At 33.9% G+C, this 18,459-nt stretch carries 20 protein-coding genes; 9 read left to right on the top strand and 11 right to left on the bottom strand.

Annotated elements, in window-relative coordinates; all coding sequences use genetic code 11:
- Positions 1–125: 125 nt before the first annotated feature.
- The gene (locus tag HMPREF2603_RS02160; RefSeq protein WP_002481706.1) at positions 126–689 is read left to right on the top strand and encodes a thioredoxin family protein; all 564 of its coding nucleotides are present in this window, start codon (positions 126–128) and stop codon (positions 687–689) included.
- Between the two features lie 50 nt (positions 690–739).
- On the opposite strand, the gene pmtD is transcribed toward HMPREF2603_RS02160, so the two are convergent.
- From pmtD to HMPREF2603_RS02130, 6 genes are all read right to left on the bottom strand, one after another.
- Complete coding sequence (gene pmtD, locus HMPREF2603_RS02155; protein WP_060803977.1) at positions 740–1,468, bottom strand: phenol-soluble modulin export ABC transporter permease subunit PmtD; 729 nt, start codon at positions 1,466–1,468, stop codon at positions 740–742.
- A complete protein-coding gene (pmtC, locus tag HMPREF2603_RS02150) occupies positions 1,465–2,352 on the bottom strand; it encodes a phenol-soluble modulin export ABC transporter ATP-binding protein PmtC (protein WP_002481708.1) in 888 nt (295 codons plus the stop codon). Before pmtC ends, pmtD begins: the two co-directional genes overlap by 4 nt.
- Before the next feature lie 22 nt (positions 2,353–2,374).
- The gene (gene pmtB / locus HMPREF2603_RS02145) at positions 2,375–3,055 is read right to left on the bottom strand and encodes a phenol-soluble modulin export ABC transporter permease subunit PmtB (RefSeq protein WP_060803978.1); all 681 of its coding nucleotides are present in this window, start codon (positions 3,053–3,055) and stop codon (positions 2,375–2,377) included.
- Positions 3,052–3,942 (bottom strand): phenol-soluble modulin export ABC transporter ATP-binding protein PmtA, encoded by an 891-nt coding sequence (pmtA, locus tag HMPREF2603_RS02140; protein ID WP_060803979.1) that lies wholly within the window; start codon positions 3,940–3,942, stop codon positions 3,052–3,054. The genes pmtB and pmtA overlap by 4 nt, the downstream gene beginning before the upstream one ends.
- The gene (gene pmtR / locus HMPREF2603_RS02135; RefSeq protein ID WP_002481711.1) at positions 3,939–4,319 is read right to left on the bottom strand and encodes a PSM export ABC transporter transcriptional regulator PmtR; all 381 of its coding nucleotides are present in this window, start codon (positions 4,317–4,319) and stop codon (positions 3,939–3,941) included. Before pmtR ends, pmtA begins: the two co-directional genes overlap by 4 nt.
- 164 nt (positions 4,320–4,483) lie before the next feature.
- Positions 4,484–4,675 carry an SE1626 family protein gene (locus tag HMPREF2603_RS02130; protein ID WP_002481712.1) on the bottom strand — a complete coding sequence of 64 codons (192 nt, stop codon included), beginning with the start codon at positions 4,673–4,675 and terminating at the stop codon, positions 4,484–4,486.
- Between the two features lie 192 nt (positions 4,676–4,867).
- Between HMPREF2603_RS02130 and HMPREF2603_RS02125 the strand changes: the two genes are divergently transcribed.
- Complete coding sequence (locus tag HMPREF2603_RS02125) at positions 4,868–6,163, top strand: aminotransferase class I/II-fold pyridoxal phosphate-dependent enzyme (RefSeq protein WP_070463423.1); 1,296 nt, start codon at positions 4,868–4,870, stop codon at positions 6,161–6,163.
- Positions 6,164–6,551: 388 nt separating this feature from the next.
- On the top strand, positions 6,552–7,577 hold the full coding sequence (locus HMPREF2603_RS02120; protein ID WP_002481714.1) for a threonine aldolase family protein: 1,026 nt from the start codon (positions 6,552–6,554) through the stop codon (positions 7,575–7,577).
- Between the two features lie 103 nt (positions 7,578–7,680).
- Here HMPREF2603_RS02120 and groL read toward each other — a convergent pair whose 3' ends face one another.
- Together groL and groES are read right to left on the bottom strand one after the other, a co-directional pair.
- Entirely contained in the window at positions 7,681–9,300 is a 1,620-nt protein-coding gene (groL, locus tag HMPREF2603_RS02115) for a chaperonin GroEL (protein WP_002481715.1), read from the bottom strand.
- 38 nt (positions 9,301–9,338) lie between these two features.
- Positions 9,339–9,623 carry a co-chaperone GroES gene (groES, locus tag HMPREF2603_RS02110; RefSeq protein ID WP_002481716.1) on the bottom strand — a complete coding sequence of 95 codons (285 nt, stop codon included), beginning with the start codon at positions 9,621–9,623 and terminating at the stop codon, positions 9,339–9,341.
- A gap of 216 nt (positions 9,624–9,839) precedes the next feature.
- On the opposite strand from groES, the gene mroQ reads away from it, so the two are divergent.
- Positions 9,840–10,583, top strand: a complete 744-nt coding sequence (gene mroQ / locus HMPREF2603_RS02105) for an intramembrane glutamic endopeptidase MroQ (protein ID WP_060804000.1) — start codon at positions 9,840–9,842, stop codon at positions 10,581–10,583.
- An 88-nt stretch (positions 10,584–10,671) separates the two neighbouring features.
- On the opposite strand, the gene HMPREF2603_RS02100 is transcribed toward mroQ, so the two are convergent.
- Positions 10,672–12,135: an SdrH family protein gene (locus HMPREF2603_RS02100; RefSeq protein WP_060804001.1), complete on the bottom strand. Its 1,464-nt coding sequence runs from the start codon at positions 12,133–12,135 to the stop codon at positions 10,672–10,674.
- 220 nt (positions 12,136–12,355) lie between these two features.
- Here HMPREF2603_RS02100 and HMPREF2603_RS02095 point away from each other — a divergent pair, with 220 nt between their 5' ends.
- Positions 12,356–13,156, top strand: a complete 801-nt coding sequence (locus HMPREF2603_RS02095; protein WP_060804002.1) for a carbon-nitrogen family hydrolase — start codon at positions 12,356–12,358, stop codon at positions 13,154–13,156.
- A 304-nt stretch (positions 13,157–13,460) separates the two neighbouring features.
- Here HMPREF2603_RS02095 and HMPREF2603_RS13315 read toward each other — a convergent pair whose 3' ends face one another.
- The gene (locus tag HMPREF2603_RS13315; RefSeq protein WP_158257062.1) at positions 13,461–13,625 is read right to left on the bottom strand and encodes a delta-lysin family phenol-soluble modulin; all 165 of its coding nucleotides are present in this window, start codon (positions 13,623–13,625) and stop codon (positions 13,461–13,463) included.
- 311 nt (positions 13,626–13,936) lie between these two features.
- Here HMPREF2603_RS13315 and HMPREF2603_RS02090 point away from each other — a divergent pair, with 311 nt between their 5' ends.
- The 4 genes from HMPREF2603_RS02090 to agrA are packed head-to-tail and all read left to right on the top strand — an operon-like array spanning position 13,937 to position 16,712.
- Positions 13,937–14,515: an accessory gene regulator AgrB gene (locus tag HMPREF2603_RS02090; RefSeq protein WP_060804003.1), complete on the top strand. Its 579-nt coding sequence runs from the start codon at positions 13,937–13,939 to the stop codon at positions 14,513–14,515.
- The gene (gene agrD / locus HMPREF2603_RS02085) at positions 14,515–14,652 is read left to right on the top strand and encodes a cyclic lactone autoinducer peptide AgrD (RefSeq protein WP_023015908.1); all 138 of its coding nucleotides are present in this window, start codon (positions 14,515–14,517) and stop codon (positions 14,650–14,652) included. Before HMPREF2603_RS02090 ends, agrD begins: the two co-directional genes overlap by 1 nt.
- 39 nt (positions 14,653–14,691) lie before the next feature.
- Complete coding sequence (gene agrC / locus HMPREF2603_RS13800; protein WP_070463420.1) at positions 14,692–15,993, top strand: quorum-sensing sensor histidine kinase AgrC; 1,302 nt, start codon at positions 14,692–14,694, stop codon at positions 15,991–15,993.
- A 2-nt stretch (positions 15,994–15,995) separates the two neighbouring features.
- A complete protein-coding gene (gene agrA, locus HMPREF2603_RS02075) occupies positions 15,996–16,712 on the top strand; it encodes a quorum-sensing response regulator AgrA (protein WP_002481723.1) in 717 nt (238 codons plus the stop codon).
- A 74-nt stretch (positions 16,713–16,786) separates the two neighbouring features.
- On the opposite strand, the gene HMPREF2603_RS02070 is transcribed toward agrA, so the two are convergent.
- Positions 16,787–18,271, bottom strand: coding sequence for a GH32 C-terminal domain-containing protein (locus HMPREF2603_RS02070; RefSeq protein ID WP_002481724.1), 1,485 nt, complete (start codon positions 18,269–18,271; stop codon positions 16,787–16,789).
- Positions 18,272–18,459 lie beyond the last annotated feature (188 nt).

Raw genomic sequence — 18,459 nt, 5'->3', positions numbered from 1 at the left:
TTTCTTCAAAATATATTAACTACATTTGCAACACTATATAATCTTTAGAATTTTCACAACCTTTCCTTTTAATTCTGAATCATTTGTTGATATAATATTATCAATTAACAAAGGGGGTTTTATCGATGACAAAACTAGAAACATATTTTCAAAATGCTCAAGATTTAGATACGTATATCTCTGAGATGAAAGAAAATCAAGAAGGTCTACTTAAGATTTATGAAAGTTTTACAGTACCTGAAGATGATTCACGTATCGAACAAGTCAAGCAAAAGTCATATCGTAAAGTACTCGCAATTTCTGAAGATTGGTGTGGGGATGCCATGATGAATATTGCGATCTTAAAACATATCAGCGAATTGTTAGACCTCGAAGTACGCGTCTTTCATAGGGACCAAGACACAGACTTGATTGATCAATATTTAACGAATGGTAAAGCACGTGCGATTCCAATTTTCGTATTCTTAAATGATCAATACGAACAAGAAAATGTATGGGGCCCACGCGCAAAAGCTGCACAAGTCTTCGTTGAAGAAACTAGAAAAAAATTACTTCCAGATAAAGATGATGAAAATTATGATGAAGCCGTACAACAAACTCATGTTGTCATCAGCAACCGCTTCAAAACAGATTCAAATCTTTGGAAAGAAGTTTACAACTCTATCATGAACAAATTACTGAACCCATAATAAAACTGCCGGAAGCTAGAGTACATGAACTAGCATTCCGGCTTTTTTGATTAAATATCTTTTTTTGTAATGTATAGCGTATTAGCAACAAATAAGACAACAATCGAAGCCGTTGAAATAAACCATTGCCAATTACTGAATTTAAAGTGCCCTGTCGTTGTTTTGTTCGTTAAATAACTGAACGGAATATATTTCAATGCTTTTTGGATATCATCTCCAATTTTCGGAATCATAGGTAGAAATGGTTCCGCAAATGGCACAATCAAGACTAAGAATATACCTAACGCATAAATCAATGCTGGTTTTGGTACGATTAACGCTACCAAGAATAACAACAGACCAAAGAATAATAAGAAAATAAAGTAGAACCATAAAATCTGCAACATCTTCTCATCTTTCACATCAGGTCCTTTTGTAACGGCTTGAATAATTAAAACAAGCACATCTAAAAGCACTGTGATTAAAATCGCGATAAATGCGATAGATAAGACTTTCGCAATAAAATACTTTATACGATTGCTCGTTTTGTTTAAATATAATTGAATCGTACCTTGAGAGATATCTCTTGTGATTGTTTTAATCATAAACAGTAATCCAACTATAGAGAAGAACCAGCTGCCCATGGCCATAATAATATCTCCATCTACTTTATGCATTTGTTGATTAATCAATGCTGTCATCCCGATAATTGGAAGTAATGTTAAAATAAGTGCTAAATACGTTAATGGACTTCTTAAGATACTGATAATGTCATGTTTTACGAGTTGGAATAGATTCACTTTTTCTCACCTCTTTGATTAATATTGAAGTACGTATCACGTAATGATTGTTTACGTGTTTCAATGTATTCTGGGAAGACGTCTAATCCTGCAAGTCCTTTTAATAATTCTTTGTAATCTTTGATTGATTTTAATGAAATTTCACCAGAATCTTTATGACTTTGTAAGATACTGAAATGAATCGTCAAATAATCTAAAACCTCTTTAAATTTCTCATCTGATAAGTCTTTTCCTAATTCCAAGACTGTCACATCTGTCGGTGTCCCTTTCGCCATATCCACATCTTGTACAAAATGGCCATCTCTTAAGAACACTGCACGGTCACAAATTAATTCAATGTCTTCTAATTTATGACTCGAAATCAAAATTTTCATATCTAACTCTTTAACTAATCGCTGAATGGTCTCAAGCACATCAATTGAACCATCTGGATCCATACCGTTTGTCGGTTCATCTAAAATTAAATATTTCGGTTTATTCATCAATGACACTGCAATCGCAAGTTTTTGTTTCATACCCATAGAGTATTTTTTGACTTTCTTTTTGATGTAAGGCGCCATGCCGAATGCATCAATAATACTTTGTGCATAAGCTTTGTCGTAGCCTTTACCTAAGACTTGCGCAAAGATTTTCAAATTATATAAGCCTGATTTATTATCATAAAGTTTAGGGTGCTCAATTAAATAACCGACGCGTTCATCAGGACCTAAATTTACCTTTCCTGAGTAATTAATAATGTTGCCGTTCATGACTTTCATTAATGTCGTTTTACCTACACCGTTTTTCCCAATCAAACCGACAATACGGCTTTGATCAAATTTAAAATCAATATTATCTAATACCTTGTTAGAACCGTATTGTTTTGTAATATGTTCAAGTTTCATCAAAAGACCTCCTTTTAAATGACTATTGATTTGAATTAATTTTTTTAAGCTGATAAAAATATGTTCCCACAAAAATTACGATACATAATAAGCCAGACCAAAGCACAAACCTATTGATATAAACTTCCACCATTTTGTCTGACATCATATCAAAACGTTCTGTCACAACTGCGATCAACAAGAAACCAATTGCGATTAAAATCGGTACAACAATATTCGCAACAACGATATAGCCCCAATAAGGAATAAAATCCCTTCTTACTTCAGAACTTTTGGGGAAAGCGAGTGCGTGACCCAAAAGGTTAATTGCGATAAATGTCAAAGGCGTCATCAGTTCAATACTATTAATCTCTGCACCTTGCGGCACGTCATTATACACAATCAACACGATTGCACCTGCTAATGCCAACAAGAGTGTTGTTAAATAATGTGTATTTAACTGCTGACGTGCTGAAAAAGGTAAGCTGTGATTGAAGTAATAAGCTTTATTACCGCCTAATTTAAATTGCAATCTGAAGACTTGTCCGCTATCAAAAATAATGATAAACATAACAAGCGCCGCAAAGATATTTTTAATAATAACACTCCATACCGAATCACCTTTAATCAATGGCAATACAACTGGCGCAAGTATAATCATCAATGCATAAACAATTAAAGTATATTTTCTTAATAGTAAGTTTCTTTTGAGCAATGTCTTCATAACACTTCACCAAGCTTTGCTTCATCTAAGCCACCCTTTTCTACATTAACCATCAATTCTTCAATGGTCGGTTTAGAAATTTCTACTCGGTCACCAAAGATTTCTTTGAAAGCATCCGCTTCTTTCGTTAATCCTACATAACCCGTTTGTTTAATTTTCAAATTGATAATGTAATTTTTTAATTCATCATCCAAGTCTTCAACACTACCACGTATTAATTGGTAATCATCCAACAATACATATTTCGGTTCATTGAAGATAATTTGCCCATCTTTAAGATAAACAAGATGATCTGCGATTTTCTCAATATCTGAAATTATATGTGTTGAAAAGAAAACTGAAACATCTTCATTAATAAGTTCTTCTTGGATGATTTCTAGTACTTCATTTCTTGCGATAGGGTCTAATCCTGCTGTCGGTTCATCTAAAATGAACAACTTCGCATGATGACTGAATGCAATCGCAAAGGAAAGTTTCATCTTCATTCCTGTTGAAAACGTCTTAATCTTCTTCTTAAGCGGAAGTTTAAATCGTTCTATGTAGTGGTGAAAAATATCATGATTCCAATTGCGATACATCGGTCCAATACATCGCTCTACTTTTTCGATTGTCCATTTTTCATTCAAGTATAATTCCGAATAAATAAAACCGATTTGTTCTTTGATTTCTCTTTCTTGTTTCGGCATTTCATGTCCAAGCATTTCAATATATCCAGATTCTCGATGAATCAAGTTCATCAATAAACGAATAATGGTTGTTTTACCTGCACCATTAGCGCCAATGAAACCTGTCACATAACCTTTTGGAACATGAAATGAAATATCTTTAAGCTCGAAGTTTTTATGATGATACGAAAGTGACTGTACATCGATAGCTTTTTCTATCATTCATTTTCCTCCTCATAGATTAATGCTAAGATTTCATTCAACTCTTCAAGCGGCATACCGATTGTTTTTGCTTCTTTTACTAATGATTTCGTTAAATCTTCGATGACTATAAATTGCTTTTCTTTCAATATCGCATTGTCTTGCTCTTTAACGTAAGTACCCTTTCCCCTGATTGTGGTCACAAACCCATCTTTCTCCAAATCTTCATAAGCACGTTTGGTCGTAATTAAACTTACGCGTAAGTCTTTCGCAAGTTCTCTCATAGAGGGAAGATGATCACCGGGAGAAATATAACCTTTGAGTATATTTTCTTTAATCTGCTGCTTGATTTGTTCATATATCGGATATTCACTATTATTCTTAAGCAGTATTTTCATCTAACTTCCTCCCTAACTGTATATACACAGTATACACAGATATAACAGTTATGTCTATGATTTTAACGTAATCTTTACATAATCACTCAAATATCAGTCTTTCCTATATATATTGTATATACACAGAAGCAATAAAAAAGTAACTGCACAAGTGCATTGTGCAGTTACTTTTTACGTTTATACTGTTCTCTTTTCTTCCGATCATTATTACGACTGATAAAAGCACAAATCATGAACATGATGGCCGCTAAAAACATTTTAATACTTGCGCCTTCATCTTCAATAAATTGAAAATAAGCACCAGCTAAAAACGCTAGAATTGCGATAATCACAAAAATTTTAGTCAAATGTTTCAATATTTTCACCTCAAATATAATCAGTATATCAAATAATTATTGGGTATTCATGGTTAGTTTTTCTATTTTTAAGGATACATTTAGAATAATCGACCATATTTTCTGAAAATCGTCGTTCTCTACTTTCTATTTAAGCTCATTCAAGATAATATAGTAATGTATGAAGACTTTAAAAAGTGAGGCGGAATTATTATGAATCCATTAGCGCTTGATTTAAATGAGCAACTTACACAATCTAACCCTGTGATATTGGACATGCTGTCTGACTTAGGTAAACACATGTTTTATCCTAAAGGCATTTTATCTCAATCAGCAGAAGCTAAAGCAACAAAGTATAACGCAACAATTGGTATGGCGACAGATGATAATGGAAAATTACACTCTGATACAATCTACGATTTATACCAACATCTAGATCCAGATGAAATTTTCCCTTATGCGCCACCGCAAGGATTAGAAACATTACGTGCGTTATGGGAAGAAAAAATTCTAAAAGAAAATCCTGATTTAGAACAAAAACAAATTTCTAGACCTATCGTGACAAACGCATTAACACATGGCTTATCTATTTTAGCTGACTTATTCGTTAATGCTGGTGATACGTTATTATTACCTGTACAAAACTGGGGCAACTATAAATTAATTTTTAATACGCGTCATGGTGCTGATATTCAAACATATTCTATCTTTGATGAACAAAATCGCTACACAACTGATGGTTTTGTTGAAGCTTTAGAAAATTATGATCAAGACAAAGTCATCTTATTGTTGAATTACCCAAATAACCCAACAGGCTATACACCAACTGCAGATCAAGTTGATGTTATCGCTAAAGCAATTAAAGACTTAGCTGATCGCGGTACTAAAGTAATTACAATTGTTGATGATGCGTATTATGGTCTATTCTATGAAGATGTTTATACGCAATCATTATTCTCAGCATTAACACAGCTTGAATCAGAAAATATCTTACCGGTGAGATTAGACGGCGCAACTAAAGAATTCTTTGCTTGGGGCTTACGTGTCGGCTTTATTACTTTCGGTATTAATGATGAAATTACTAAAGCTGTCTTAGAAGCTAAAGTTAAAGGTTTAATCCGTAGTAATATCTCAAGCGGTCCTATGCCTTCACAAAGTGCAGTTCAATATGTATTGCAACCTGAACATCGTGAAGCGTTTGAAGCGGATGTGCAACGTCACATCGATACTTTACGCGAACGTTATGAAGTCACAAAATCAGTGGTATATGATGAGCAATTTAAAGCTTACTGGACACCTTATGATTTCAACTCTGGTTATTTCATGGCAATTCAAGTTAAAGGTGTTGATGCGGAAGCATTACGTAAACACTTAATCGAAGCATATTCTATCGGTACAATTGCTTTGAACAAAACTGATATCCGTGTTGCTTTCAGCTGTATCGAAAAAGACGATATCCCTCATGTGTTCGAATCTATCGCAAAAGGTATCGCTGACTTACAACAATAATAAATAATTAGCTAAACTCTGATCGACTGCTTAGTCCATCAGAGTTTTTTATGTATGATCACTTAAAAAAGCGTCTGTTTTACTGCCATAATATGAATTGTCAAAAAATCGCTATAATTTATATAACTCCTCTATTTTACAGTATTAACAGCCCAAAGCTTTGCAAGATTAAAATATAAAAGTATTATCTTGTGGTTGACACAATCAACTAACCGCATTATTATTAAAACATTCTCTAACTGTATAAGACTTTTGAAAAGATGTGATTTTGGTACATTAGTTCTTGAATTCTAAATAATGTTTTCTGAATATTAGTACTACTTATGCCTCTTTTGCTTTGCAGCTAGAATTGCATTATAAAAAATACTATGAATTGGAGGAAGGACCCATGATATCTTTTGAAAATGACTATCTAGAAGGTGCACATGAAAAAGTTTTAGAAAAATTAGTTCAAACTAATTACGTACAGGAGTCTGGATACGGCAATGATACATTTACTGCTGATGCAATTAGTAAAATCAGACAAGCTATCGATATGCCAGAAGCTGCTATTTATTTTCTAGTCGGTGGAACACAAACGAATCAAGTTGTAATTAACGCAATGCTAAACAAATACGAAGGTGTCATTGCCGGGGACACTGGTCACATCAGTGTACATGAATCCGGTGCGATTGAATTCAGTGGTCATAAAGTATTAACGGTACCTTCTGACAATGGTAAAATCACTGCTGATCAAGTAAAAAATTATATTGATGACTTCTATGAAGACTCAAACTATAAACATATGGTTTATCCAGGTATGGTTTATATTTCTTATCCTACTGAATACGGAACCTTATACACAAAATCAGAATTAGAAAGCATCTCAAACATGTGTAAAACATATGAGATCCCATTATACATTGATGGCGCGCGTTTAGGTTATGGTTTAGTCAGTGATGAAGCTGATTTAGATATTAAGGATATTGCCAAATATGCAGATGTCTTTTACATAGGTGGTACTAAAATCGGAGCTTTATGTGGTGAAGCTATTGTCTTCACAAGCAACAATGAGCCGAGGCACTTTACATCTATTGTTAAACAACACGGTGCCTTACTTGCGAAAAGCCGCTTAATCGGTGTTCAGTTTGCTGAATTATTTACAAATAACTTATATTTAGATATCAGTCGACATGCAGTGGATATGGCAATGCAATTAAAACAAGCATTTGTTGAAAAAGGCTACCAACTCTATTTAGATTCACCAACCAATCAGCAATTCTTTATTATGAACAATGAAACAATTGAAAGATTGAGTGAATATATAAAATTCACTTGTTGGGAGAAGTATAACGAGACGCATAAAATCGTACGCTTTGCGACCAGCTGGGCAACACGTGAAGAACATATCGCCTACCTTAAAGCACATATTTAAGTAAAATTTATCAAAAAGACACTTCATTAGCTATACATACTAATGAAGCGCCTTTTTTATCGATAGCAGTTTATGAATTAAACTGCTTTATTTATGATATCTCTTACATCATGCCTGGCATGCCCATTCCTGGGTTGCCTGCATCATTATTTTCTTCAGGAATTTTAGCTACTACAGCTTCTGTTGTTAAGAACATTGCTGCTACACTTGCAGCATTTTGTAATGCTGAACGTGTTACTTTTGTAGGGTCTACGATACCTGCATCTAACATATTCACCCATTCACCAGTAGCTGCGTTGTAACCAACACCTGGATCTGCATGTTTTAATTTTTCAACGATAATTGAACCTTCTAAACCAGCATTTTCAGCAATTTGACGTACAGGTGCTTCTAATGCTTTTAAGACGATATTAATACCTGTTTCAACATCACCTTCAGCTTCAATTTCGCTGACACGTTTGTATACATTCACTAATGCTGTACCGCCACCAGCAACAATACCTTCTTCTACTGCTGCACGTGTAGAGTTCAATGCGTCTTCGATACGTAATTTACGTTCTTTTAATTCTGTTTCACTTGCAGCACCGACTTTAATTACTGCTACGCCGCCAGTTAATTTAGCTAAACGTTCTTGTAATTTTTCACGGTCGAAATCTGAGTTAGTTTCTTCAATTTGTGATTTGATTTGTGATACACGTGCATCGATAGAATTTTTATCTCCATCACCGTTAACAATTGTTGTATTGTCTTTAGTAACTTCCACTTTATTTGCTGTACCTAACATATCAATAGATGCATCTTTCAAGTCATAACCTAAGTCATCAGTGATGAACTGTGCACCTGTTAAAATTGAAATGTCTTCTAACATTGATTTACGACGATCACCGAAACCTGGTGCTTTAACTGCGACTGCAGTAAATGTTCCACGCATACGGTTTAATACGATGTTTGTTAAAGCATCGCCTTCTACTTCGTCAGCAATGATTAAAATTGGGCGATTAGATTGAACAATTTGTTCTAATAATGGAAGAATATCTTGGAATGAGCTGATTTTTTTATCAGTCACTAAGATATATGGACGTTCTAATACAGCTTCCATTTTTTCAGAGTCAGTTACCATATATGGAGATTGGTAACCTCTATCAAATTGCATACCTTCAACTACGTCTAATTCTGTGTTGAAGCCGTTTGATTCTTCAATACTGATAACACCGTCATTACCAACTTTATCCATTGCTTCTGAAATGTATCGGCCGATTTCTTCATCGGCTGCTGAAATAGCACCAACTTGTGCAATTTCATTTTTATTTTCAACTTTTTGAGATTGATCATGCAAAGCTTGTACCGCTTCACCTACTGCTAAATCAATACCTTTACGTAAACCAACAGGGTTCGCACCGCTTGTTACGTTTTTTAATCCTTCTTGAATCATTGCTTGTGCAAGTACTGTAGCTGTTGTTGTACCGTCCCCAGCAATTTCATTTGTTTTATTCGCAACTTCTTGCACTAATTTTGCCCCCATATTTTCATATGGATCTTCTAGTTCAATTTCTTTCGCAATCGTTACCCCGTCATTTGTAATTAAAGGTGCAGTAAATTCTTTGTCTAGCACCACGTTACGACCTTTAGGTCCGATTGTTACTTTGACTGCATTCGCAAGTTGATCTACACCGCGAAGCATTGATTGACGTGCATCTTCAGAAAATTTTATTTCTTTAGCCATATGTTTATAGCCTCCTGTTATTTGTTATGATTGATGTATTATTGTACGATAGCTAGAATTTCTTCTTCACTGATAACAAGGTATTTGTCTTCACCGACTTGTACTTCACTTCCGGCATATTGTTCAAATACCACAGTGTCGCCTTCTTTAACTTCAGGCGTAATAACAGTACCATTATCTAAAGTTCTGCCTGGTCCGACTGCGATAACTTTACCTTCATTAGATTTTTCTTTCGCTTTATCAGTTAATACGATTCCGCTCTTAGTTGTTTGTTCACTTTCAACTCTTTGAATTATCACGCGATTCCCTAATGGTTTAAGCATGGTCGTTCCTCCTCTAATCTGTTGCAATTGTTTATTTCATATTTGATTTATTTACATATCAAGTTTTGTTTAGCACTCTCATATCCTGAGTGCTAATCCACTTTCTATATTAATCAAAATTGGTCAATACATCAAGCAATTAGAATTTTATTTTCCTCGCACAAACTTTTAGTTTAAAATGAATATAGCAACTAGATAGTATGGAGGAGTTACATTATGTCACGACTATGGTTTTCATTCCTAACCTTGATCGTTTATGGACTTGCATTGTTCGGTCCACAGATGTTGTATCGTGCTGGTTTGTTTGATCATTTTAAAGGCAAGCAACTTATGCTTACGACATCATACACACAAGTCATTTTAATGATTTTAGCAGCATTGGTCATTTTGTGGATGAATTATAAAATCAAAAACAAAACACGTTTAGAATTACAACCGAAAGTCCAAAAACGTTATGTCATTCTTTGGGCCATTGTAGGGCTCATTGTCGTACTGTTATATCAAATTATTGCTTCTCTATTAAATCATTTTGTATTTAAAATCGATCAGCCAAGCCCGAATACAACCGGCATTATGAAAATTATTCAAGAAGCACCTATTTTTATTGTACTCGTGGCAATTGCTGGACCTTTCTTAGAAGAATTCGTATTCAGAAAGGTTATCTTCGGTGAGATTTTCAATATTCTTAGAGGTAATAAAGTCATACGTTTTATCATTGCTGGCACAGTCAGCTCAGCATTATTCGCTATGGCACATAACGACCCAAACTTTATTTTAATTTATTTTGGTATGGGCTTTATTTTAGCTGGTTTTTATATTTACACCAAGCGTATTGCCGTACCCATTTTAATTCATATCTTCATGAATAGTTACGTGGTCGTCATTCAATTATTATTCGCAGACGATCTTAAAAAAATGCAAGAATCTGTATCATTTATTTTTCATATGATTGGATATTAAAAAATCACGCAACAGGTTACTCTCGAACTTGTTGCGTGATTTTTTTGAATTAGGTTCTATTAATATAGTTACTAATCTAAATACTATATTATTGCTTCTTTCGTTTCATAATCATTAATACAATACACCAGATAAATGCAACCCCGAATACAATTAACAAAGTGTTGAGTAAGCGTGGGTATTTCTGATTATCAGTTGTTTTTTCTTCTTGTTTCTTTTTCGCTTTATCTGCATTTTGTTTTGTATCTTCTGAAGGTTTGGTTGTCTGTTTAGCTTCAGCATGCTTATCTCGTTTTACTTCTTTTAAATCTGGCATTGAGCCTAAGTCACTTGTTACTAATCCTAAAATTTGCAAGTCTAGATTTGCATAATATTGTTGCGCTCTCATAGGACTGAAATACTGATATTTGAAATAGCCCGTACTTTGCTGTAAATTATTTAAATTACTATTATTACTAAAATTTTGCGGTTGCAACACTGCATGAACATCATCTTCAGTAGACTGCGTATCATCACTGATCATACCCACTTGATGAACAATAAACGGATTATATCTAAATGACCCTGTAATCAAATGGCCATAACGGTCACCAATTAAACCTAAATTTGAAAAAGGCATTACTTCATCCGAAGCTTGCTGTTCATTTAAGCCTCCATTTAAAGAAGGTGTTGCCGAAGCGAAATTAGAACTGTTCGGTATATAGTCAGCTGATGGATGATAGCTTGAAGTTGGCGTGACTTGTTGATTCGGTTGATATGAATTTTGTCCAGATTTATTGTTGCTTGGTAAATTATTGTCTGATGGGCCTTGTTCTGGTGTTTCTGGTGTAGTGGGTCCATCTGGCATTGATGGTTCTCCTGGTTCAGGCTCCTCTGGTGTTGGTTCGTCTGGCACAGGTTTTTCAGGTGATGGTTCAACTGGATGTGAACCGCCCTCTCCTCTTTGTGGAATCGTACCGCCACCTTGTCCTTTATCATTTTCACTATTATCTTCAGGTTTTTCTGTATTATCGCCTGAAGATGGTTTTTCTTCTGGATTTGTTTCTTCAGGTTTTGGTTCCTCTGGATTTGGTTCTTCTGGATTTGTAGGTTCGGGTTGGGTTTCAGTATTATTACTGCTGTCATTTGGGTTGTCCGAACTTTCTGCACCTGTTGAACTGCCTCCAGGTTGATCGTTTGGTTGAGGTTTTGTCGTATCTTGTGAAGTGTCTTCTTGTGTTGTATTTGTCTCCTCATTTGTCGATGTATTATTTGATTGTGTTGTTGTTTGGTCTTCTTTTTGTATTGTAGTATCACTCTGTTGGTTTGGCTGAACACTAGATGAAGTACTTTCATTTGAAGTGTCACTCGGACTTTGAGTTAACGTTTCTTCTTCAGGCGCGCTTTGATTATTTAAACCATCTGATTGTGTTTTAGTTGTTTCTGTTTGTTTTGAAACAGGTACTTGTTGATTATTTTGTGCTTGTTCTGCGGCATGTGTTACTGTACTTGGTAATAGCAGCCCAGTTGCAGCGATGGTCAATGTTAATTTTTTGTATACTTTCTTTTTCATTTTAACGCACCTCCTTTTATCAAATATAGCAATCAACTTAAGTATATAAGAACTTATCTTTAAATTCTATATGTATATTAGAATGAAAAGAAGTGTTAATATACTTAATAATTTGTAATAATCCAAATAAAGCTCTTAAATATCAGATTATTATCAATATTGGAAATTCATAACGTACTTTAGTACAGTAATATTAATAAAAGAATGGAGAGGATTATCAATGAAAGTTCAACTTTTTCAATTCAATCTTGCACATGGTAATGCGAAAGCTAACCAAGATAAGATTGAATCACTATTTTCAAAAAACCTTGAATCTGATACAGACGTCGCTGTTTTACCTGAAATGTGGAATAACAGTTACGCACTAGAACAATTATCTACTTTATCAGATGATGATTTAAAAGAGAGTCTATCATTCATTCAAAAGCTAAGCCGTGCTTATAACGTTACAATTGTTGCTGGATCAGTTTCTAATAAGAAAAAAGGCAATACTTTTAATACTGCATTCACAGTTAACGCACAAGGCGAATTGATTTATCAATACGATAAAGTACATCTCGTTCCTATGTTAGATGAGCATTTATACTTAACTGGCGGTGAAACTGTTCCTTATGTCTTTAACCTTAATGAACAAGTGCGTGCGTCACAAATCATTTGCTATGACTTACGATTCCCTGAAATTGCACGACACCCTTCTATTGAAGGTGCAGATATTTTATTCTATGTAGCTGAATGGCCGATGGCACGTTTAAATCATTGGCGTACATTGCTCCAAAGCCGAGCGATTGAAAATGATATCTTCGTTATCGCTTGTAATACTTGCGGTTTTGAAAAAGATGGTGGCACAGAATACGCGGGTCATTCTCTTGTGATTAATCCGAATGGAGAAATCTTAGCTGAAGCAGGAACTGAAGAAGAAGTCTTAACTGTAGATATTAATCTTGATGAAGTTAAGCAGCAACGACAAAATATTCCTGTCTTTGATAATAGACGCCCTCACCTTTATAAATATGATCAATAAAAATAACCCATGAGTTTGGGAGGAACTCATGGGTTTTACTTATTATTAAGGGAATGTTTACAGTTATTTTTCTATCTATTTTTGGGGATGTTATTAATTATGAAAAAAATTTAGTGAATTTACCGATATTTGATAAATTTAATGTTACTCACGATAATTTAACTACAATGATATGCATACCGAACGCTTCATTTCCGATATACATATATGAGAGATGCAGGAATCAATGCAAGGACAAACACCGATTCCTGCTTTAAGGATTAAACAATTTAGTGCTTATACTCAAAGGACAATAAATAAGGAATTATTTTTGAGTGAATTTTTGAACTGTTTCGATGATTAATTTTACGAATTCACCGATAGTGCCTACGATATCTCCTGCCATGTGTATTGCCCCCTTTCTTTTCAATATAGGATGATCAGTTAGTCTAAGGCATGTTAGACCTACGAAGAATATTAACGATGCCATAAACCAATTTCTTTGAAATATTAAGATGAAGTAAGGTAACCACATTGACTTCAAACACGATATGTTTATGTAATGTGTTACCTGAATTCTTATCACATCTCTGTGATACATCTTCATTAAAACATCATTTCTAAAGTTAATGTTAAATAATCCCTAACTTATGATATTTCAATCATAACTGTCTATAAATATATGTTAAAATGACGATAATAGTAGATTTTCTACAGTTTGGAATAAAAAACGAACAGTTAGGCAATGAATCAATAAAATATCCTTTTTAGTTGTATAATGTCAGTGAGGAGAGTGAGGCTATGCAAAAGGCTTTTTATAAGCAGGTTGATCGTTGGGCTCAAGCCCTTCAAAAAAGAAACAATCTAGACCGTATCGCTTATTTAAAAATAAAGCTTGGCCTAGAAGTCTTTTTCAATAACCTTTTCAAAACGATTGTCGTTTATGGACTTGCTCTTCTATTCCATGTTTTCTTATACACACTAACTGTTCATTTAAGCTATTTTATTATCCGACACTTTGCACACGGTGCGCATGCCAAATCAACACTTGCATGCTATATAGAAAGTATTGTTTTATTCGTAATGTTGCCATGGCTCTTAGCAACGTATCATGTACCAATCAACATTATGATTACTCTTGCAGCAATCGCAGTCATTTTACTTTGTATTTATGCACCTGCTGCTACAGTTAAGCAACCAATTCCCACACGACTGATTAAGAAAAAGAAAATCACGGCAATCATTCTTGCAACATTAATGTTTGCAATTTCATTCCTTGTTCCTAATGCTTACCAACAAATGATTTTGCTAGGTATCACATTACAAGGCGGTTCACAATTGCCAATATTTTTCCCTAAAAACAGAAAGGATGTATTGTAATGGACTTATTAAATGGTATCTTTAAATTATTCGCTTTTATCTTTGAGAAAATTGGAAACTTAGCTAAGTATAACCCATGCCTAGGGTTTTTAGATGAACCAACTGTACCGAAAGAATTATTAGAAGAAGACAAATAAGAACTTCAAATTTCATCGTTATAGAGAGTGTGTTTAAACATGGAATTATTAAGCGGCATTTTAATATCGTCCTATCAAGGATTGATGTTATTTATTATCTCTAAAGTCATACTAAACTTTAAATATACACCAAAAGAAAAGATGACAATTGGCTTTATTACTATTATTAGCGGTCTAATTTATATTGTTTTAAACAGATTTACGTTGTTCATTATCATTCTTATTGACACTATATATCTTTATCGAAAAACAAAATTATATTCTATTTTAACAATGGTAGGAAGTGTTCTCATTATTTATTTAGGGAACCTTTCTGCCATCTCTTCATTCTTAATACTTGATCAAGAAAAAACTAATATTATTATTGTTTATGCAGTATACTTATTTTTATTTACTGTTACATCACTTATATTAGCTTACTTGGTCCGTTTTATAATACAAAAATTAAAGAAGTCTTATTTATCAACCAATAAGCTTTATTTGTCAGTTGTCTCTATTTTTTTAGCTAGTATCTTCATTTCCTTGTTTACATTTATGCCAAAAAATATTAGTACTTTTAAAAACTTACAGTTGATGGTCATATTATACATTTCATTCATTCTTGCCGTAGTTGTTTTAGTGTTAGTAATCAGCTTCACGGTATTACGAGAAATGAAGTATAAGAGACAAGTTGAAGAAATAGAGAATTATTATAAATACACCTTACGTATTGAAAAGATTAATAACGACATGCGCAAGTTCAGACATGATTATGTGAATATATTACTTTCCATGTCTGAGTTTATTCGTGATGACGATATGCCTGGTTTAAGAGCTTATTTTGAGGAGCATATTGTTCCACTTAAAGATAATATGCAGACGAATTCTTTTAAAATCAATGGACTTGAACGTTTACAAATTCGAGAGTTAAAAGGTTTGTTGACGACTAAAATTATTCAAGCACAAGAAAATAATATCAGAGTAAGTGTTGAAGTACCTGATGAGATACATCATATTTCATTAGACATGATTGACTTATCGAGAGTAATGGGGATTATTTTGGATAATGCAATTGAAGCTTCCACTGAAATCGATGATCCTTTAATTCAAATCGGCTTTATGAAAAATAAGGATGCCGTGATGATTATTGTGATGAATAAGTGTGCTAAAGATATCCCTAAAGTTCATGAACTATTTAAAGAGAACTTCTCTACTAAAGGTCCAAATCGAGGTTTAGGGCTATCAACTTTAAGAGAAATTATTGATCAAACGGATAATGTCTTATTAGATACTGTGATTGAAAACCATTACTTTATACAAAAACTTGAAATCATGAATACAGAGCACGAGGATGTGAAATAAACGTGAAGATTATTATATGCGAAGATGATGTACAACAGCGTGAACACATTGAATCCATCATTGAAAATTATATTATGATTGAAGAAAAACCTTTAGAAGTGGCGCTCTCAACGGGTGATCCTTATGAGGTATTAGAATTCGCTAAAGCTACAAATGAGATTTGTTGTTACTTCTTAGATATTCAGTTAGATTCTGATATTAACGGTATTAAGCTTGGCAGCGAACTTAGAAACTATGATTCTGTCGGCAGTATTATCTTTATTACTAGCCACAGTGAACTCACTTATCTTACTTTCGTTTATAAAGTAGCAGCCATGGACTTTATTTTTAAAGATGACCCTTCAGAAATGAAATCTCGAATTATTGATTGTATCGAAACTGCATTGACGAGACTACAGTTGCTTTCAAAAGAATCTAGTCTCGAAACAATTGAGTTAAAACGTGGTAGTAACTCAGTCTATGTTAATTACGATGATGTCATGTTCTTTGAATCCTCGGCAAAATCACATCGCTTAATTGCGCATTTAGACAATCGTCAAATCGAATTTTATGGCAACTTAAAAGATTTAAGCCAATTAGATGACCGCTTCTTCCGTTGTCACAATAGTTACGTCATTAATCGCAATAACATCGAAGAAGTAATATCTAAAGAACGTGAGGTCTACTTTAAAAATGGTGAACACTGTTATATCTCAGTAAGAAATTTAAAGAAAATCTAATCAAACAGGGCTGAAATCGCAATTGATTTCAGCCCTTCTTTTCTACTTATTCTTTTTATATTTCCACTTATAATTTATTGCTCCGAGTTATCTTCTACTTCATATATACCATGCAAATCATATTTCGTGAATTTTAAATATGCTTGACCTGATTCTGTACCTACACGTATTCCTTTACTATTCTCTGGAGGGAAAATGCGTGAAGACATAACACGCTCACCATGATTACAGAAAACTTCAATACTAGACTGGTCTACAAAAATTTGTAAATGCTCTAAATCTCGACTCAATTGTACTGAACATTTCGTTTCAACATTTGCAAGCGGTACTTCTCCACTTTCACTGCAATCTAATGTCACTAAACGAGAATGTGTGTTATACGTCACTTTTGTCGAATTCCATTTTGAGACTTTTACTTCAAAATAGATTTCAGTCGCATCATTTTCCAAAATTTCAATCTGCAGTTCAAAGTTGTCGCCTTCATAAGGGTGGAGCTGTTTCGCAAATTTATTGGCATAACCTAATGCTGTTTCTTCGTTATATCTTAATTGTTTTAAGCTGGAGTGTGGTGTTTGATATATCTTTCCGTTGTGCATAGTAAGTTGTCTTGGAATAGAAAGACAAGGAACTTGTGCAATTTCAGGCAAATGTTCATATTCGCCTTCTGTTTTTAATAAACCAATTAAGACACGCGAACCTTCAGCATCTTCGAACGTTTGAGGGAAGACAAAACCAAAGCCGTCATCCCACAATTTGAAATCGCCATGATTCATCTTAAAGTTATGGAAATGTAAATGCCCCATTAAGTAACCTGCTTTAAATGCGTGTTCCGTATTTTCAGCTGTAAAAGTTAAAATGTCATAACCGTTCATAGTGAAATAATCAGATGCATGCCAAAAATCACCAAAGTGAGAAAGATTTGTATGGACGGGTGCAATCAATTGCCATTGGTTGAGATCGTCAGCATGATAAGCTAATAATCTTCCTTGTCCTTTTTCTGTTTGTGCACTTAACAATGCAAAACGTGCTCCATCTTTTTCAAACACTTTTGGGTCTTGTACATTTTGAACATAGCCTTCAGGCACTTCAAAATTGATAGGTTGCTCATATTTTTCGATTTCACCTGTATGATTTTTCACTGCATGCAGTTGCGTGAAAGGTGCTTCAATAACAGCATCTTTACTTTTTGCTGAGTATATAAAATGTGTCTGCTGATTGATCTCTATCGCACTGCCGCCTTTAATCCCCTCATCATCAAATAATCCGTCTGGTTTTAACATAATCTGTTCTGTAGGATTTTGTATTAAATCAGGAGTTTGATATGCGTAACTATAGCTTAATCCATTATTAATCGTAAATGGATACCATACATGACTTATTAAATAATGCTTGCCATCAAATAATAGACCATTCGGTTTACCCGCTGAACCAAATGGCGGCTGTAAATGGAATGTTTGTTTATACGGTGAAGAAGCGAACTTGTCTTTGAGTTCAGCAATTCTTTCAGCTGGTAGTTGTTCTATTCGTTGCGTTTCTACTTCATTTATCCAATCTTGCATCAACCATGTCCTCCTAATTAAACGTTTATCATCATTTCTTTTATTTTAGCATATTTATATACGCCCACCTATCCTCTTTTTCATACGGATTTCTATCTATGACATTTATATCAATTTTATAAGATAATACTTGTGCTTAATCAATTAATAATTTAGGGTAAAATTATACCCTTGCAATTTGGTCAATT

Origin of the sequence: Staphylococcus sp. HMSC055C03, assembly GCF_001809385.1 — a bacterium.
GTDB lineage: Bacteria > Bacillota > Bacilli > Staphylococcales > Staphylococcaceae > Staphylococcus > Staphylococcus simulans.
This window is presented reverse-complemented; position numbering and strand designations above follow the sequence as displayed.

Excerpts from the sequence above, each read along its gene's own strand:
- HMPREF2603_RS02160 (WP_002481706.1), top strand. The coding sequence starts at position 126 with ATGACAAAACTAGAAACATATTTTCAAAATGCTCAAGATTTAGATACG.
- groES (WP_002481716.1), bottom strand. The coding sequence starts at position 9,623 with ATGCTTAAACCATTAGGGAATCGCGTGATAATTCAAAGAGTTGAAAGT.
- mroQ (WP_060804000.1), top strand. The coding sequence starts at position 9,840 with ATGTCACGACTATGGTTTTCATTCCTAACCTTGATCGTTTATGGACTT.
- HMPREF2603_RS02070 (WP_002481724.1), bottom strand. The coding sequence starts at position 18,271 with ATGCAAGATTGGATAAATGAAGTAGAAACGCAACGAATAGAACAACTA.
- HMPREF2603_RS02120 (WP_002481714.1), top strand. The coding sequence starts at position 6,552 with ATGATATCTTTTGAAAATGACTATCTAGAAGGTGCACATGAAAAAGTT.
- groL (WP_002481715.1), bottom strand. The coding sequence starts at position 9,300 with ATGGCTAAAGAAATAAAATTTTCTGAAGATGCACGTCAATCAATGCTT.
- pmtA (WP_060803979.1), bottom strand. The coding sequence starts at position 3,942 with ATGATAGAAAAAGCTATCGATGTACAGTCACTTTCGTATCATCATAAA.
- HMPREF2603_RS02095 (WP_060804002.1), top strand. The coding sequence starts at position 12,356 with ATGAAAGTTCAACTTTTTCAATTCAATCTTGCACATGGTAATGCGAAA.
- pmtC (WP_002481708.1), bottom strand. The coding sequence starts at position 2,352 with ATGAAACTTGAACATATTACAAAACAATACGGTTCTAACAAGGTATTA.
- pmtR (WP_002481711.1), bottom strand. The coding sequence starts at position 4,319 with ATGAAAATACTGCTTAAGAATAATAGTGAATATCCGATATATGAACAA.
- agrC (WP_070463420.1), top strand. The coding sequence starts at position 14,692 with ATGGAATTATTAAGCGGCATTTTAATATCGTCCTATCAAGGATTGATG.
- HMPREF2603_RS02090 (WP_060804003.1), top strand. The coding sequence starts at position 13,937 with ATGCAAAAGGCTTTTTATAAGCAGGTTGATCGTTGGGCTCAAGCCCTT.
- pmtB (WP_060803978.1), bottom strand. The coding sequence starts at position 3,055 with ATGAAGACATTGCTCAAAAGAAACTTACTATTAAGAAAATATACTTTA.
- HMPREF2603_RS02125 (WP_070463423.1), top strand. The coding sequence starts at position 4,868 with ATGAATCCATTAGCGCTTGATTTAAATGAGCAACTTACACAATCTAAC.
- agrD (WP_023015908.1), top strand. The coding sequence starts at position 14,515 with ATGGACTTATTAAATGGTATCTTTAAATTATTCGCTTTTATCTTTGAG.
- HMPREF2603_RS13315 (WP_158257062.1), bottom strand. The coding sequence starts at position 13,625 with ATGGCATCGTTAATATTCTTCGTAGGTCTAACATGCCTTAGACTAACT.
- HMPREF2603_RS02100 (WP_060804001.1), bottom strand. The coding sequence starts at position 12,135 with ATGAAAAAGAAAGTATACAAAAAATTAACATTGACCATCGCTGCAACT.